The sequence below is a fragment of the Candidatus Melainabacteria bacterium genome, from assembly GCA_003963305.1.
In the GTDB taxonomy this organism is placed as follows: Bacteria; Cyanobacteriota; Vampirovibrionia; order Obscuribacterales; family Obscuribacteraceae; genus PALSA-1081.
The window spans coordinates 175321-191603 of the sequence record RXJR01000028.1 but is presented as its reverse complement, the minus strand read 5'-3'; the positions used below and the strand labels follow the sequence as shown (position 1 = coordinate 191603).

Genomic DNA, 16283 nt, shown 5'->3' with positions numbered 1-16283 from the left:
AGGGTATTCTCCATAGCGCGATTTCACTTGACGTGCATAATGGATATAGGCTTTCAAGGCGATAGCGGACTAGCGACGGACCACGTGAAAAAAGAACGGGTCGTAATCAGCACGCATAACTCCACCATGCGAACAGCCCTTCGTCTGGCGGCGTTGCTCGCGCCTCTCTGGGCGGTGTACATTCCCGCGCTCTTCCTTGGAATATTCGGTTTCTATCTTGTTCCTGTCTTCTTCGATGTGAATGAGCGTATCTACCTGCTGCTTGGTAGTTTCGCTCTAGGCTCTGTTAGTACCGCTGCGCTGCTAATCAATACTCTAGTTTTGACAAAATCGAAAATTTCCTTTCCGCCGCTCAAGGCTATGCAGGTTCCAATTGTCGACGTCGACCGCCTGTGCTGGCATTGGGATGACTATGAGAAGGAAATATACCTGCGTTTCTGGGTTGGATCGGATCACGTCGACATACACCATTCGAGGCTTTCAGTCAGGAAGTTGCTGAATCTTCGCGCGGCCTTGAGAAAGTGGTCTCCGAAATGCCGGTGGGAGGCAGAACCGGAGGATCTTGAAGACCTGACCGCGCTTCGGGAGAGGTTTTATAAACCGAAAAGACGACTGCATACGACAGGACCTGAGTCGAAATCGGACTTTCTCGAGATTCCATATAATCCTCACGAACAGTTTGATAAATTCAAACAGTCGTTGAGCGAAAATGAGAAATACTTCTGGTATTGCTGGGTCGCAGGTTTGCTGCTCGCCTATCTGATGAGAATTCCTGATATCGTCTGGGGGTTCATAGCAGACGCACGACATGTGGAACGTTTCGTTGACGTACCCGTTTTTGTGAGAACTATAGATGCACTCGAGTCATTCGTGCTCGGACTTTTGCTAAACGGTCTTGGAAGCGCCTCTGAAGTGTATGTATCCGTTGCGACCAATCCATTCTTTATTTGCCTTTGTCTTGGGGTAATGTGGATTTCAACTATTGCGTTGGGCATGTTTGTTTTTCAACCTAATGGTATTCGGCTGAAATCTGATTGTTTGCAATTGTTTTTTAGATGGAAAAAGATTCCTCTTTTCCGTCGAAGCTATCGATGGGAAGACATGCTTGCTTTTGAGCTTGATCAATTTGGCGATGTTGCTAACCCTGAAAAGTGGCGCATGCAAATTAGGATGCAGGATAAGACGACGGTTAATTTGAATATCGAATCGATTAAGGGTCATGTTTCGCGCGAAACATTGTTGAGAACGATTACCGAGATGGCACCGAATGCAGTGCAAGACCCTGCCTTGATTCGAGCTTTGATGCCTCCGCAGAGAGAGAGTTACACTGAACTTTGGCTGCAATCTTTAACAACACCACCTAATCGTAACCGACTCACACCTCTTACCGATGGAGTGAAACTGAAGTCGGGTCGTTATGTAATTGAGCGCCAGTTGGCTACAGGCGGTCAGGGAGTTGCGTATATCGCGCGAGACTGCGGTCCTTATCTGCAGAATGAGTGCGAACGCTCAGATTCGAATGAAAAGGAGTTGCTGCGCGGCAAGTCTGGCTCTACGGTCGTGCTGAAAGAGTTCGTTTTGCCCGTTTACACAAGTCGCAATGTGAGAAAGCAAGCTCTGGAGCGTTTTGAGAATGAAGCGAGAATTCTGGAGGAGTTGAATCACCCACAGATTGTGAAGTTGACCGATTTCTTTTTAGAGGATCATCGCGCTTATCTTGTGTTAGAGCACATCGATGGATTGTCGCTCAGGCAGATTGTCCAGAAGTGCGGACCATTGTCTTTAGACGACATTATTGCCCTGTCACTGCAAATGTGTGATGTTCTGCATTATTTGCATGCACTGACGCCATCGGTAGTGCACCGCGATTTCACACCCGATAATCTCATTCTTGATGCATCCGGGCGACTTGTTTTGATCGATTTCAACGTTGCGCAGCAGAAACAGTGGACTACAACCAGCACTGTCGTTGGGAAACATGCCTACTTGCCTGCTGAGCAGTTTAGAGGCAAACCGGTTCCGCAGAGTGATTTGTATGCCATGGGAGCGACACTGTTTTATTTGTTTTCGGGGCGAGATCCTGAACCGATTACGAGTTCTCATCCCAGTGATTTTGATGCGAATGTGATCCCTCAGTTCGATGAAATAGTGTCGAAGCTAACGCACACGGAACCTGAACAACGATATCAGTCTGCGATCGAGGTGCGTGAGGCTCTCGCTGCCCTGCAAGGCACGGAGGTGAAGCTGCCTGATAACGTGATATCTATATTGAAATTAGACGTAGCTGGGTCGGATGTCATCGATTTGCAGAGCGTTGAGCCGATGCCTGAAGTGCGCAGATTCAAGAATCGTGACTGGAAGTCGAGGTCTTCTCATGGCTGATCTTGAGATTGTAGTGCGATATAACAGTCGCCCGGCGAAGCTAATGCTTGCCGTAGTGGTTCTGTTTCTGCCGTTGTGGGGAATCATCATTCCTGGCCTTTTGATCTGGCTGCTCGTTTACTTTTGTATTAATCCCGTCGATTCATGGCGAGTTCTCTCTTATTCGTTGATGCAGACAGTTGGCATTGTCACCGGGATGCTGTTGATTACCGTTCTCGGCGTCAAAAGCGTACTGAATTTATCTGATAACCGAATTGTTTTGAGCAAAAGTGGCATTGAATTGCCTTTCTTTCTTGGCAGCACCTTTGGATTGCGGAGAAACTTCGTTTGGAGTGCTATCAACTCCGCTCAGCTGGTTGACTCGCAGGTGAAGCGCGAGATTGTCATTCATACAACGGACGGTTTTCCAATGTATTTCGACGTGAAGTGCTTCGCACCGGAGGAACTCGAACAATTTCTTGTTGCTTTGAATGTTTGGGCTATTAATTGCAAGAGAACGCCGGAACTTGAATATCTGCAGGAGGAGTTGCAAAAACAATCGGATCAGGCTCTCCTGCCTAGCTACACGGCGATGTGGGACGATGAGTTGTCGCGTCGCTTTACTGCAACTGCATACGTGCCTTTAGAGCCTAACCAGACCTTGCAGGATGGTCGTTTGAAAGTCGTCAGTCAGCTTTCTTTTGGCGGGTTGTCCGCCGTTTACTTATGTCAGTACAAAGACCGTGAACTGGTTGTGCTTAAAGAATCGGTCGTTCCCGAAGATAGTGATGAGCAACTCAAGCAGAAGGCCTCTGAGCTGTTCGAGCGTGAGGCGCGGCTGCTCATGAAAATCAATCACCCTTCGATTGTGCGAGTGATCGATTGCTTTGTTGAAGAGTCGAGGCAATATCTATTAATCGAATATAGGGGTGGGCAAGACCTCAGCCAATTCGTTAAGCAAAACGGTCCTCAACGCGAAGATAAGGTCTTAGTTTGGGCTGCGAGAATCGCAGAAATTTTGGCATATTTGCACAGTCAAGACCCGCCTATCGTTCATCGGGATGTGACGCCGGACAACCTGGTGTTAGATAGTGACGGTGAATTGGTGATGATCGATTTTGGTGCTGCCAACGAATTTCTAGGTAATGCTACTGGTACTCTCGTTGGTAAGCAATCGTTCATCGCGCCTGAACAATTCAGGGGGCATGCCACCAGCCAGAGTGACTTATACGCCATGGGCTGTACCCTGAGTTTTTTGCTTACTGCCCAGGAGCCTGTTCCTTTGTCAGTCACATCTCCTAGAAGCCTCGATGAAAACATATCAGAGGGAATGGATAGGTTAGTTGCTGACTTGACTGCCATGGATTTGGAAAAACGAATTGGTTCTGCTGAGGAAGCTCTTGTGCGCATCGAGGAATTGCGAGCCAATTTTTTGCAGATGAGCAGTGTTAGCTGACAGCCACGTTTAGAACGGTAGCTGGTCGAAATGTCTCTGCGCGTTGTGGATTTGAAGCTGGTCCGTGGCTGAGTTGTACGTGCAGCCATCGAAAAGAGGTGTTTCCAGGTGATAGTATTTGGTATGTCTTTATGGAAGCCTTTATGAAGAAAGTTGTGATCATCGGTGGTGGTTTTGCTGGAATGCGTGCAGCCAAGACGCTGAGTTCAGCGCCAGTCAGTGTCACTGTTGTAGACAGAAAAAATCACCACACGTTTCAGCCTTTGCTTTATCAGGTGGCAACTGCAACTCTGTCGCCGGCAGATATTGCTCAACCCATCCGTGCCATTTTGCAGAAGCAGGCAAACACCACTGTGCTGATGGATGAAGTTCTATCCATCGATCCGGAAAAACGACTTGTTCATTTGAAGAACGAAGATGTTTTGCAGTTCGACTATCTGATATTAGCGACAGGAGCTACTCACTCTTACTTCGGACATCATGAATGGGAGCGATATGCGCCTGGCCTTAAAACTATAGAGGACGCACTTCGAATTAGAGGAAGAACGTTCTCTGCTTTCGAAGAAGCAGAACGCGATATGGTTCGAACCAATACGCACAAGCCCTTGAATTTTGTTGTTATTGGCGGAGGACCCACTGGAGTTGAAGTTGCCGGGGCGCTTGCCGATACCTGTCACGTCTATCTGCGCGATGAATTTCGTCACATTGATACCACCAAAGCAAGGGTGATATTGCTGGAGGCGATGCCGAAGGTATTAGGACCGTATCCAGAGGACCTGTCCGCCAGCGCGACCAAGCAATTGAAGGATTGCGGCGTTGAAGTTATGACTAATACTCAGGTAACTGACGTGCAAGATTCTTATGTCATGACCAGCAGCGGGCGAATTGACGCGGCTGTGATTATCTGGGCTGCAGGAGTGCAGGCTTCGCCGCTCGGTAAGTCATTGGGCTTTCCAGTCGATAAACGCGGCTGTGTGATAGTGGACGAGTTTTTAAACCCGCCGCACCATCCTGAAATATTCATTTGCGGAGACCTGGCGCACCTTGAACTAAATGGGAAGTTGTTGCCGGGGGTGGCGCAGACAGCCATGCAGATGGGCGTTTATGCAGCGGAACAAATAGTCGGAGACTTAGCCAACCAGCCGCGTAAGCCGTTTAGATACTTTGACAAAGGCGATATGGCAACCATCGGCCGCATGCGGGCAGTCGCTAATATCAAATGGCCATTCAATGCTCATGCACGAGGCGTATTGGCCTGGCTGAGCTGGTTGATAATCCACATATTTTTTCTGATTGGACTGCGTAGTCGATTTCTCGTTTTTTGTCAGTGGTTGTGGACCTTCACTACATGCCAGCGGGGAGCGCAATTAATTACCGAAACCGAGATTGTGTGCGATCATGACCAATTGGAAGAGTAATGAAATTTGGAAGAAACCTCCTGGCTATCATGGCAATCGTTTTTACAGGCTCTGCCTGCGCGCCCGTATTCGCCTCGTTTGGCCAACCAGAAAATAAGCAACTCTATAATCTGCCCACTGTCTATGAGAGTAGTTTCGCACGGGTTGTGTCAGATTGTCGGATTCCGAAGGCTGAAGCCAAAGCTGTAGCGGCAATGGTAACCGATGCTGTCAATTTTGATATGGAAGCTCTAGGCTGGACAAGCAAATCTCTCAAGAAAAAATATTGCGTTGCTATTTTGAGTACCGCATACGCAAAGAAAACGCTAAATGCCGAGCCAGGTGGTGAAGCCCTGGAGCTCGATCTGCTGGCATCAAATTATGAAAATTACAAGAAGGACAAGATCAGATTTTCCACCGTTCTTGCACATGAAATTGCTCACCTTTTGGTTTACCGAACTCTAAACGGATTGAATCCCAGGCAATTGGGCTGGAGCCGTCCATGGGACGAGGGATTAGCACAAAGCCTGGAGTATCGTTTCGATCTGGCTAAGCACAAATATTTGTACCCGTCAGGACGTATCCCTGCCCGCTCGTATGACAATCGACTCACCGCCGATGATGCCATTTGGCTTTTTCAACAAGAAAAATTTGTAGCGAGGAAAGAAGGCTACGACCTGGACAAGAAGGAGCAAGAACGTTGGGCTGACTGTGTTTATCCGTTGGGGAGACAATTCATTGAATTCATTCGAGTCGACCTGAATGGCTCCGGGTGCCCTAACGCAATAACGAAAATTGCCAGGGTGGTTTATGAGATGGCAAATACACATCAAATGTTCGATGTTGAATTTAAAAGAGAATTCGGAATTGATCTGGTTGATGTTCAGAACCAGTTCGTTGAACATTTGAGAGAAACACAAAATAATCCAAAAATTCGTTTCATCAAGGGCATCATTTCTCCAAATTGAACTATCGCCTGCATAAGTGCAAACTGCCTCAGCACCTGTCCTGGCTGTATAGTTACTTGGTTTTCTCGAAATCTAGAGACGCGGAATTGATGCAATACCTCTTTCCTGTCGGAGCCGGACCATCGTCGAAGAGGTGTCCCAGATGCGCTCCACAATGTTTGCAAACAACTTCTGTGCGTGTCATGCCAAATGAATTGTCCGTTGCAGTGCTGACTGAATTTTTCTCTGCATCAGTAAAACTGGGCCAGCCTGTACCAGAATCGAATTTGGTTTTCGAATCGAACAAAAGTTCGCCGCAGTTACTGCATTTGTATTGTCCGATATCATGATTGTTCCAGTACTTACCAGTAAAAGCCGGCTCTGTAGCACTGCAGCGAGTCACTTGATACACTTCGGGGCTGAGTTTTTGTTTCCAGTAACTGTCTGGCTTTTTGACAGCATTTTCTGCTTGTTTTGTTTTGGATTCGTTGTCGCTCACTTGAATGTTTTCCTTTGCCTGACTGCTGCAGCCGTAAAGCGAAAGCAGTGCGCTTGTTATCAGTGCAGTTTTTTGCATATTATTTTTGACTGAATTTCTCATTTTTGTCTTCTTTGTTAGCTTTTGCTTTTTGTTTTCTTTTTTCTACTTTCCACTTTCTACTACATCAGTGACAGACCATTCCATGTTTCTCGAAGTAGTTCTGATGATATTTTTCGGCTGAGTAGAACTGCTTCGCCGGGACAATCTCAGTGACTATGGGCGAAGCGAATTTGTGCTGCTTCGACAGTTCGTCCTTCATTTGCACTGCTTCACGTTCTTGTTCAGGGGTCGAGTAAAAGATTACCGATCTATACTGAGTGCCAAAATCAGGACCCTGGCTGTTCAGCGTGGTCGGGTCATGGCTGGCAAAGAAAGTTTCCAGTAATTTGTGATAGGAGGTTTTAGTCGGGTCGAACTCGACCAGGCACGTCTCGGCGTGTCCTGTTGTGTCTGAACAAACCATCTTGTAAGTAGGATTTGAAACTTTGCCACCACAATAACCGACTGTGGTCTTCACGACCCCTGGCACTTTGCTAAACACGCTCTGCACTTTCCAGAAACAGCCCTCTGAGAACAGAGCTCGTTCGAGCTTTGTTTGCCCTGATGTCTGCTTTACCGACGTCTGGGCACCTGCCAGTTGAATGGAAACAAACGTTGATACTAAAAGCGCCGTGATATATTTCTTTTTTGCCATGATACTGTTCAACCGCCGCCCGCTATGATTGACACGACCAACCCCTACTTCATGAGGTCGCCTTGTTACTCTAGATTATAGGCTGTGAAATCCGTGTGGAGTTGGTCAATCCCTGTGGAGTTGGTCTGAACTCAGATGAGCCGTCAAAACGCTAATCGTTAAGGTTTACTCTGGGTTTTTCAGGAAGAGAGTGAATCTTGAGATGCGGATTTTTTCGCCGGAGGATAACCGCATCCTTTTCTGATATTCTTTTGCAGCGATCGATTGTTAGTTCTCTGAGCGATGGATTGCCGCAGAGAGCCTCAAGTCCAGTCAAGGTGACGTTAGTGTTAGTAAGAAGCACCAATGACAGAAATGGGAATTTGGACAGGGTTCTGCACGCTTCGTCATCAATGCCGGGATTATCGTTTAGCCAGAGTTCTTGAATCGTGCATGAATTGAGATGTTTCAATCCATCAGCCGTCAGTTGGGGATTATTTCTCACTTTCAATTTGTTCAATTTCGGCAGTTGTGCAACAAACTTGAGACCGTTGTTAGTAAGCTTAGTTGAGTCGAGATCGAGATAGTCTATATTTTTGTTGAACGATATCGATTCAACACCTTTATCAGTAACGTTGCAACCTCCAACTGAGACTGTAGTGAGAGTTTTTACTTTCTTCAGAGCCTCGGCACCAGTGTCGTCAAAGTTGGATGCCTTCGTACAAAGATAATAAAGACCCGGCAGTTGCGACAGAACAGCAAGCGACTTGTTGTCCAGGGTGCATTGCTCCAAATCCAGAAACTTGATCCAGTTCGCCTGGGCGATTAATTGGAGTTTTTGACGATCCAGGTTGGTATAGTGTAGGCCCAGACGCCCGTCACTCTTAGCGGCTTGCAATCGCAGCAGCAACTGGTCGTTGGGAATTGTCTGAATGTTTGCAATGGTTTCGTCGTCAAGTGGAAGCGCGCTATCTTCTGCGCGGAATTGCGCGCTCGCTTTGTCACGAATGACTTCGACGATGGGCTTTTCCATCTCCAGATGTTTTATCTGGAAGGCCGCGAAACCTGCTATGGTCGAGGACATTAGTGTTGTCGCAAGGATTATTCCAAAGAATAAGTTACGAGTGAGAGTTAGTGGCGTTGATGGTGCTGTAGTTTGCTGTTTAGGTTTGGATGCTGCTAATTTTGGCTTGACTTTCTCTCCCTGCATGACACTAGCGAGATCTCGGGCAACATCGGTAATTTTCTGATATCTGTTGTCTGGTGATTTTGCCAACATGGTAGCTACGATCTGTTCCATCTCTCTGGAAAATGATCTTCCCAGCGACGCCTCTCGAAGCGTTGGCACCGTTGCAGATTTGTGTTTCATTAGTGTCGTCAGGGCGTTCTCCCCAATGAAAGGCGGCGTACCTGTGAGTGTTTCAAACAGTACGCATCCGAGCGAGTAGATATCGGCGCGCTCATCTACCGCCGCTCCTGTACATTGCTCCGGGCTTATGTATAGTGGACTTCCGCAGATCTCGTTGCTCTGGTTGTCATCGTCTTCCGGGGATGAGAAAGTAGCGATGCCGAAGTCTACTATTTTGACACTACCTTCGGTGCCGACTTCAAGATCGTCTACAATCATGATGTTGCTGGGTTTGATATCGCGGTGGACGATTCCCATTTGATGCGCATGTGCTAAGCCTTCGCAGATTTGCAGAAACATGGGCACTGCTTCGTTGACCGGTAAGTTCACTTTGCGCTTCAGGCGTTCTGCCAGTGTTTCACCGCGGATTAGTTCCATGACAAGAAAGGGGGTTCCGTCATCGAGGAGCCCAAAGTCGTCTACTGCAATCACATTGGGATGTTTTACTGCAAAAGCAGTGCGTGCTTCTTTTTGAAACTGATGTAGCGTTTTCTCGGTTAGTCCACGTTTCTCGATTGTCTTCAGCGCCATGTCTTTGTTCAAGAACATCTGTGACACGTGATAGACAACGCCAACTGCACCGCGACCGAGAGCGGATATTATCTGGTATCGACCGCCAAGTGTTTGACCTGGCTCGAAGAGGTTCGAATTCTCTTGTTTGACGGATTTTTCAGTTTTCATTCTTGCCGCGGTTGCTCCTGTTCGGCATTTTTCGCAGGCGAATTTTCAGATTGTGTGATCGCTGATTCTCTTACTTGAATTACCTTGCGCGGCGCCACTGGCGTAAGAGCGTATACAGCGAAGTAAGAAATTAAGGCAGAAATTGCTACAGCTAAAAAGAGTAATGCTATGAAGGTGGGTTTGGCTATTGATATTTTTTCCTGTTCTCGCTTTGCTTTTTCCTGAGTTCGAGCGGCTTTAACAGTGCCGCCGTTTTTAAGAGCGCCAAGTTCGAGTGCTACTTCACCGAGACTTTGATAGCGCTGGTGAGGCTGTTTTGCAATCATCTTAGCGACAATGGCTTCGAGCTGCTTTGGGAAGTCTTTTCCGGCGGCGTCACTCAATGAGGGCGCAGTCTCGGTTTGGTGCATCATCATCGTGATCAGTGCGTTCTCGCCAACAAAGGGAGGCGACCCGGTGAGAGTTTCGAAAATCACGCAACCAAGTGAGTAGATGTCTGAGCGGTGGTCTACGCTACCTCCCTGGCATTGTTCTGGACTCATGTACAGTGGACTGCCAAAGATTTCGCCTGTGCGAGTCAGGGCTTGTACTTCTCCACCTTCTCTGGCTGAATATTTGGCGATCCCAAAGTCAACTATTTTGACACTGCCTTCGGTGCCAGGTGGGCGATCTTGCAAAATCATGATGTTATTCGGTTTAATATCCCGATGCACGATGCCCTTTTCGTGAGCGTATGCCATGCCGAAGCAAACTTGAATGAAAAGATCAGTGGCCTCGTCAACACTCAGTCGGGTTCGAAGGCGCAGGCGGTCTCCCAGTGTTTCACCGTCGAGCAGTTCCATTACGAGAAATGGAGTGTCATCGTCAAGTAGACCGAAGTCATTGACCATGATTACGTTGGCGTGATCGATGGCGAATGATGTTAATGCCTCTTGCTGAAATCTCCTGATCGAAGTTTCGGTAAGGCACTGTTTACTGATAGTTTTCAGAGCGAATTCTTTGTCGAGAAAGACTTGTTTGACTCTGTAGACAACTCCCATCCCTCCTCTGCCGAGCGTGCTCACTACCTGGTAGCGACCACCCAGCATGTCTCCTTGTCTGTATTCATCACCGACACCAGATGCCTGGAAGCCGATGTGTGTATGCGGAGACATATAGTCTTGTTTTGGCTGGGACACGATTTGAGTCTTATAAATACAGGGTTCCTAGAACTTTTATGCCCAAAACATTGTAGTTAGATGACTATATTCGAATTTATCCTGAGTGAATTTTATTGGAATTTGCTTGTCACGAAGTATTGATCAGATTCTGTCAGATACCGGTCAAATGCTGAGAGACGAGACGCTTCCGTAACCGATTGCGCTTCATCGCAGAAAGAAAACGAGCGGTACCATAGGTACCGCTCGCTATCACACTCAATAATTCCGATCGGATGTTATTGCTGATTTTATTGTTGTCTTCTGGTCAAACCATCGACGATTTCTGGTGCCAGTTCATGCATTGAGTGATGCGTCAACCAGCGTACAGCCATTACAGTAACTTCGTTGTCTCCATTGTCGAGGAGCAACAGACTTGCAATAACGTGTCCGTTGTGTTCAGCATTTTTGTGCTTTCTTGCCCAATCCATCGCGGCTTCCACTACTTCTTCATCATTAGTGTTGTCTTCCAGCCACTTCTTGATGTACTTGCTGGCATCGTGGAGGTGTTTGTCTTGGTTGGTTTCGTGCATCAGTGTCGCTCTAGCGTGTTGGGGGGCGGAGTTCTGTTGAGGAGCCTGTGCCTCGGGCTGAGCCGCTGGCTGAGGCTGTTGATAAGCAGCTGCCTGTGGTGCTGGGGCTTGCTGCGGCACCGGTGCTGGTTGTGGTGCCGCCATAGGCTGTGGTTGTGGCTGCATTTGCTGAACTTGCTGAGGCTGTTGCTGCTCTTGCATCTGCACCGGTTGTGGTTGCGGCTGCGGTGGCATCTGCGGTGCTGCATACTCGGGCTGCATTGGAGCCTGCTGTGGTTGCGGCGCTGTGTAATGGGGTTGCTGATACTCAGCGGTTACAGGAGCCGGCTGTTGCATCTGAGGAGGTTGAGAATACTGCATCTGGGCTGGAGCTGTCTGCAGTTCTGATGCCGCTTGAGGAGCACGGAAAGGGATCGGTGCAGGCGGAGTCGGCTGCTGTCTCTGGGCTAGTGGCGCCGGAGCCTGGTCTTGTGCATCTTCGGTTTCGTCTTCTTCATCGTCATCAAAAAAGTCGTCGTCGTCTTCATCCATGATCGAGACTGAATTTACAAGGGCCATAGCTGGTCCCGATCTGGCAGGCTCCATGGCGCTTTGCGCTTGTGTGCTTTCGGAAGGGCTTGCAGCGCGGATCAAAGCTGCCATGGCTGCATCGAGATCGTCTATCGATGGCGCCGTCGCTACTCCAGCATTGCCTGGATTTTCAGCGTCCATGTCGTCATTTTCATTATCAATGCTCATTTCGACTCGTTCTCCTATCCTTTACTAAGCGAATCGACCAAGGCGGCGGCGACAGGGCGCCCCTGCCTGCTTAATGTTCAACATTTGAGCCCGGTCTGGAATCTATATACCCGGGCGATGCCAGATTTCGACCTGATTGAAATATTTACTTCGTGATGCTGTAAAATGCCACTGCGTGACCATTTTAGGTGCTTTACATGGCTTAGAATTTGACTTAGCCGTTATTATCAAGGTTGACAAGAGGCAGATTTTAAGATGGTATTCGTGTCTCGACTGCGGAGAAAAGACGATTCGATTTCTAGATAAGCTCAACCAGATTGGTTTGATGTTGTCATTAGCAGGGCTTTTGACAAATTCCGTCGCACCAGCTTTTGGTGCAAATAAGGTTCAGGAAGCTTATGCGCACTATCAAGCGCATCGCTTCAAAGAAGCCAGCGCCGCCTTTGATCTATATCTACAGACTAGTCCTCGTGATGCCAATGCAATGTATTACGACGCATTGTGCAATCAACAGATCGGCAATATGTCTCGTGCTAGAAGCCTTTATCGACAGGTTGTGCAAACTAGCCCAGGAAGCCAAATTGCTTCATATGCTGAGTCTGTTCTAGTAAAACTAGATCCCAGTTATCATTCAACAGGCGCAGTTTCTCGCGGTAGCCAATCTGTTACCAGTTCTTCCATCACCTCCGTTACTTCCCGCTCTGAATCAACAATTCAAGGTCCTGATCAGGCGAATGTGTATTACAAAGCACAGGGAAAGAGGATGATGTTGACTGTCGAAATCAATGGTCACCCTGTTGAAATGATGCTTGATACCGGCGCTCCGGGTATTTGCATCGGCAGGCATGAGCTGGCTTCAATAGGCGTGCGTCCTCCGGATGGAGAAGCAACTGGCTCCACCGGTGGTTCATCTAATGCCGATAGAATTGGCACATGGCGCATGACTGCGGCCGTCAAAGTTGGACCTTTCATCGATCCTAAAGCTGATATCCAGGTAATGGATTCGGAAGATGGTCATGCGCTCCTGGGGCAGACGTTTGTCAAACACTTCGAATATCAAGTGGATCAGTCGGCGAAGTGCATTCGATTTACGAAGAAAGGTTCGCTTGCCTCTTCTCAAAGTCAGGGTTACAGCTTGCCTTTTACTTTTCGCGAGGCTGGAAATCGAATCATCGTCGAAGGCGAGATCAACGGGCGCAAGAACAAATTTATGATGGATACTGGAAATTCCGGCTCCGGTATTGCTTTTCACAGTCCTGAACAAGCCGCCAAATATGGTGCGCCTGTCCCGGATGGTTGCCCCACCGGTACTTTTACCGGTGTTTCTGGCTCAGGCTCTGCGTACGTCTATACGATAAACCATCTGCGCATCGGTCCTATAGACTGTAATGATTTGAGTGTCGCAGCCCATATGGGCGGCGGTTTTGGCGGGGAGGAGCCTCTGCTTGGCCATCAGGTCTTCGATGGCTGGCAGTATACAGTTGACTACGACAAGAAGGTGATTCACCTTCTGCGTCGATAATTGAGTCAGTGAATTTTCAGGTTGAGCGGACTCAGTCAATGCTAAAGTCTGGAACTGTTGAGTTTAAATCAGGGAGCTAATTGTGAAAAAACTTGCCCGCAAAGTTTGTTCAGTCATTCTTGCCATCGGCACAACACTACTGCCTTCGGCTACTATGGCTGCCACGAGCAAACAGCCTAACATCATATTTATCATGGGTGACGACGTTGGTTGGTCGAACATCGGCGTGTACAACCAGGGAATTATGGCTGGTCGCACTCCAAATTTAGATCGAATGGCTAATGAGGGAATGCGATTTACCGATTACTATGCTGAGGCAAGTTGCACTGCGGGTCGAGCCAACTTCATTACGGGTGAATTACCTATTCGCACTGGTCTGACAACTGTTGGTCAGGCCGGTTCTACAACAGGAATTCCGGACCAGGCGATAACGCTGGCTACTGCTTTGAAAGGGCAGGGGTATGAGACAGGACAATTTGGCAAGAACCACCTGGGCGATTTGAACCGTTTCCTCCCGACGGTTCATGGCTTCGACGAGTTCTTCGGCTATCTGTATCATCTCGATGCAATGGAAGATCCGTCCCATCGCAATTATCCAGAAGCATTGAAGACGACGATGGGTCCGCGCAACATGATTCACAGCTGGGCGACTGACGCTGATGATGCAACTGTCCAACCGCGCTGGGGCAAAATTGGTAAACAGAAAATCCAGGATGCTGGAGAACTCTTTCCAAAGCGCATGGAAACTGTCGATGACGAAATTCTCGACAATGCTCTCAAATTTATGGATAAATCGAAAAAAGATGGCAAACCATTTTTTGTCTGGTTGAATCCAACTCGTATGCATATTAAGACGCATCTATCAGATAAGTACGAAGCGATGCGTACTCCCGACAATGGCTGGTCAATCGAAGAAGCTGGAATGGCGCAACTCGATGATATTGTCGGTTCAGTATTGAAGTATGTCAAAGACAATGGGCTTGATAATGACACCATTGTCGCCTTCACCACTGATAATGGTGCTGAGAACTTCACCTGGCCCGACGGTGGTCAGACTCCTTTTGCCGGCGGAAAAGGTACCGCCCTTGAAGGTGGCTTCCGTGTGCCGGCAATCATTCGCTGGCCTGGACACATTCCGGCAGGCAAGGTGGAAAACAGCATCGTTTCGGGGCTTGATTGGTTTCCGACTTTAGTCTCGTTAGCCGGTAATCCGAACATAAAGAGTGAGTTACTGAGCGGGAAACAAGTAGGCGATCAAACCTACAAGGTTTATCTTGACGGTTACGATCAGACAGATTTGCTCACTGGTAAAGGTCCATCGAAGCGTCATGAAATCTTCTACTTCACTGAAGGTACTCTCAGCGCTGTCAGAATCAACGACTACAAATATCGCTTTACAGATCAACCGAATGGATGGCTTGGTTCAACCGATAAAGTCGACTGGCCGATTTTGACGAATCTTCGTCTCGATCCGTTCGAACGATGCGGCATGCCAAATGGTAAAACGGGTTCTCTTGCCTACTATAATTGGTTTGTTGATCAGTTCTGGCGCTTTGTTTTTGTCCAGGATGAAGTATCCAAAGCTGCACAATCTTTCGTCGCATTTCCACCAATGCAGAGGGGTGCAACCTTCAATATGGAATCTGTGAAACAGGCGATTATGGAAAAGATAAACTCACAGGGTAAGTAATGCGGAGTCACGCCGCTATCTTAAGCTCAGTGCTCACTGCGATAGGTTCGCTTGTTCTGCTTGCCGCGCCTGTCTCTGCAATCAATGAGGTTGAGAAAAAAATTTCAACCGCGTCGAAAGAAACTGCGTTTAAGGAGACCGTACAAAATCGAGTCAACTTAAAACAGAAAGCACCAGACGGTATGGTGCTTATTCCCGGCGGGGAATTTTCGATGGGCAGCGAGGACCCCACTGGGCTTGAACTCTGTGGTGGCGGGCACGAGCACATGCGTGACGCGCGTCCTGTTCACCGGGTCTTTGTCGATCCGTTCTGGATGGACAAGACGGAGGTGACAAACGCGCAATTCAGAAAGTTTGTGCAGGAGACAGGATACAAAACGGTAGCGGAAATTGCTCCAACACAGGAGGAATTTCCAACGGCTCCGAAAGAAAATCTTGTCGCCGGCGCGACTGTCTTTTCGCCCACACCGAATATGGTGCCGCTGAACAATATTTATCAGTGGTGGCGATATCAGCATGGTGCTGACTGGCAGCATCCGGAAGGACCAAAAAGTAATATTGTCGGCAAAGACAATTATCCTGTCGTTCAAATTGCCTATCCCGATGCCGAGGCCTACTGTCGTTGGGCTCATAAGCGATTGCCGACAGAGGCGGAGTGGGAGTTTGCTGCCCGTGGTGGTTTAAGCGGTGCTCCATTTGCGTGGGGCAGCGAATTCAAGCCTGGCGGTAAGTGGATGGCCAACATCTATCAGGGCACGTTTCCTGTTAAAGATGCCGGTACTGATGGTTTTGTCGGTATTGCACCGGTCGCTAAATTTCCACCCAATCGATATGGACTATACGACATCGCCGGAAATGTTTGGGAATGGTGCAACGATTGGTACCGAGCTGACTACTATGCCCAATTGACACCTGGTGTCGTCACCAGAAATCCCCAGGGACCAAGTACATCTTGGGATCCCGCCGAGCCGAATGAGAAAAAACGCGTGCAACGCGGTGGTTCCTTTCTTTGTACGGATCAATATTGCACTCGTTACCTGGTCGGCACCCGGGGCAAGGGAGAAGAAAAGACGGCAGCGAATCATGTCGGTTTCAGGTGTGTACGCTCGGTTCCGAAGTAGTTAATGTCACCTTGAAATC

At 48.2% G+C, this 16283-nt stretch carries 12 protein-coding genes; 7 read left to right on the top strand and 5 right to left on the bottom strand.

Annotated features, from left to right (window positions below):
- Positions 1 to 39: 39 nt before the first annotated feature.
- The 4 genes from EKK48_25845 (at position 40) to EKK48_25830 (ending at position 6182) form a co-directional block, all read left to right on the top strand.
- Positions 40 to 2382, top strand: a complete 2343-nt coding sequence (locus EKK48_25845; GenBank protein RTL36662.1) for a serine/threonine protein kinase — start codon at positions 40 to 42, stop codon at positions 2380 to 2382.
- Positions 2294 to 3817, top strand: a complete 1524-nt coding sequence (locus tag EKK48_25840; protein ID RTL36661.1) for a serine/threonine protein kinase — start codon at positions 2294 to 2296, stop codon at positions 3815 to 3817. The genes EKK48_25845 and EKK48_25840 overlap by 89 nt, the downstream gene beginning before the upstream one ends.
- 131 nt (positions 3818 to 3948) lie before the next feature.
- On the top strand, positions 3949 to 5235 hold the full coding sequence (locus EKK48_25835) for an NAD(P)/FAD-dependent oxidoreductase (protein RTL36660.1): 1287 nt from the start codon (positions 3949 to 3951) through the stop codon (positions 5233 to 5235).
- On the top strand, positions 5235 to 6182 hold the full coding sequence (locus tag EKK48_25830) for a hypothetical protein (GenBank protein ID RTL36659.1): 948 nt from the start codon (positions 5235 to 5237) through the stop codon (positions 6180 to 6182). The genes EKK48_25835 and EKK48_25830 overlap by 1 nt, the downstream gene beginning before the upstream one ends.
- Before the next feature lie 52 nt (positions 6183 to 6234).
- Here EKK48_25830 and msrB read toward each other — a convergent pair whose 3' ends face one another.
- From msrB to EKK48_25805, 5 genes are all read right to left on the bottom strand, one after another.
- Positions 6235 to 6738, bottom strand: coding sequence for a peptide-methionine (R)-S-oxide reductase (gene msrB, locus EKK48_25825; protein ID RTL36788.1), 504 nt, complete (start codon positions 6736 to 6738; stop codon positions 6235 to 6237).
- Positions 6739 to 6826: 88 nt separating this feature from the next.
- The gene (msrA, locus tag EKK48_25820) at positions 6827 to 7396 is read right to left on the bottom strand and encodes a peptide-methionine (S)-S-oxide reductase (GenBank protein ID RTL36658.1); all 570 of its coding nucleotides are present in this window, start codon (positions 7394 to 7396) and stop codon (positions 6827 to 6829) included.
- Positions 7397 to 7547: 151 nt separating this feature from the next.
- A complete protein-coding gene (locus tag EKK48_25815; GenBank protein ID RTL36657.1) occupies positions 7548 to 9464 on the bottom strand; it encodes a serine/threonine protein kinase in 1917 nt (638 codons plus the stop codon).
- Positions 9461 to 10642 carry a serine/threonine protein kinase gene (locus tag EKK48_25810; protein ID RTL36656.1) on the bottom strand — a complete coding sequence of 394 codons (1182 nt, stop codon included), beginning with the start codon at positions 10640 to 10642 and terminating at the stop codon, positions 9461 to 9463. The genes EKK48_25815 and EKK48_25810 overlap by 4 nt, the downstream gene beginning before the upstream one ends.
- A 269-nt stretch (positions 10643 to 10911) precedes the next feature.
- On the bottom strand, positions 10912 to 11931 hold the full coding sequence (locus tag EKK48_25805) for a hypothetical protein (protein ID RTL36655.1): 1020 nt from the start codon (positions 11929 to 11931) through the stop codon (positions 10912 to 10914).
- Positions 11932 to 12256: 325 nt separating this feature from the next.
- Between EKK48_25805 and EKK48_25800 the strand changes: the two genes are divergently transcribed.
- The 3 genes from EKK48_25800 to EKK48_25790 all read left to right on the top strand — a co-directional run bounded on the left by EKK48_25800 (position 12257) and on the right by EKK48_25790 (position 16264).
- Positions 12257 to 13453: a hypothetical protein gene (locus EKK48_25800; GenBank protein ID RTL36654.1), complete on the top strand. Its 1197-nt coding sequence runs from the start codon at positions 12257 to 12259 to the stop codon at positions 13451 to 13453.
- Between the two features lie 154 nt (positions 13454 to 13607).
- Positions 13608 to 15143 (top strand): arylsulfatase, encoded by a 1536-nt coding sequence (locus tag EKK48_25795; GenBank protein RTL36787.1) that lies wholly within the window; start codon positions 13608 to 13610, stop codon positions 15141 to 15143.
- Positions 15143 to 16264 carry a formylglycine-generating enzyme family protein gene (locus EKK48_25790; protein ID RTL36653.1) on the top strand — a complete coding sequence of 374 codons (1122 nt, stop codon included), beginning with the start codon at positions 15143 to 15145 and terminating at the stop codon, positions 16262 to 16264. The genes EKK48_25795 and EKK48_25790 overlap by 1 nt, the downstream gene beginning before the upstream one ends.
- Positions 16265 to 16283: the final 19 nt, after the last annotated feature.

Excerpts from the sequence above, each read along its gene's own strand:
- EKK48_25845 (RTL36662.1), top strand. The coding sequence starts at position 40 with ATGGATATAGGCTTTCAAGGCGATAGCGGACTAGCGACGGACCACGTG.
- EKK48_25840 (RTL36661.1), top strand. The coding sequence starts at position 2,294 with ATGTCATCGATTTGCAGAGCGTTGAGCCGATGCCTGAAGTGCGCAGAT.
- EKK48_25835 (RTL36660.1), top strand. The coding sequence starts at position 3,949 with ATGGAAGCCTTTATGAAGAAAGTTGTGATCATCGGTGGTGGTTTTGCT.
- EKK48_25830 (RTL36659.1), top strand. The coding sequence starts at position 5,235 with ATGAAATTTGGAAGAAACCTCCTGGCTATCATGGCAATCGTTTTTACA.
- msrB (RTL36788.1), bottom strand. The coding sequence starts at position 6,738 with ATGCAAAAAACTGCACTGATAACAAGCGCACTGCTTTCGCTTTACGGC.
- msrA (RTL36658.1), bottom strand. The coding sequence starts at position 7,396 with ATGGCAAAAAAGAAATATATCACGGCGCTTTTAGTATCAACGTTTGTT.
- EKK48_25815 (RTL36657.1), bottom strand. The coding sequence starts at position 9,464 with ATGAAAACTGAAAAATCCGTCAAACAAGAGAATTCGAACCTCTTCGAG.
- EKK48_25805 (RTL36655.1), bottom strand. The coding sequence starts at position 11,931 with ATGAGCATTGATAATGAAAATGACGACATGGACGCTGAAAATCCAGGC.
- EKK48_25800 (RTL36654.1), top strand. The coding sequence starts at position 12,257 with ATGTTGTCATTAGCAGGGCTTTTGACAAATTCCGTCGCACCAGCTTTT.
- EKK48_25795 (RTL36787.1), top strand. The coding sequence starts at position 13,608 with ATGGCTGCCACGAGCAAACAGCCTAACATCATATTTATCATGGGTGAC.
- EKK48_25790 (RTL36653.1), top strand. The coding sequence starts at position 15,143 with ATGCGGAGTCACGCCGCTATCTTAAGCTCAGTGCTCACTGCGATAGGT.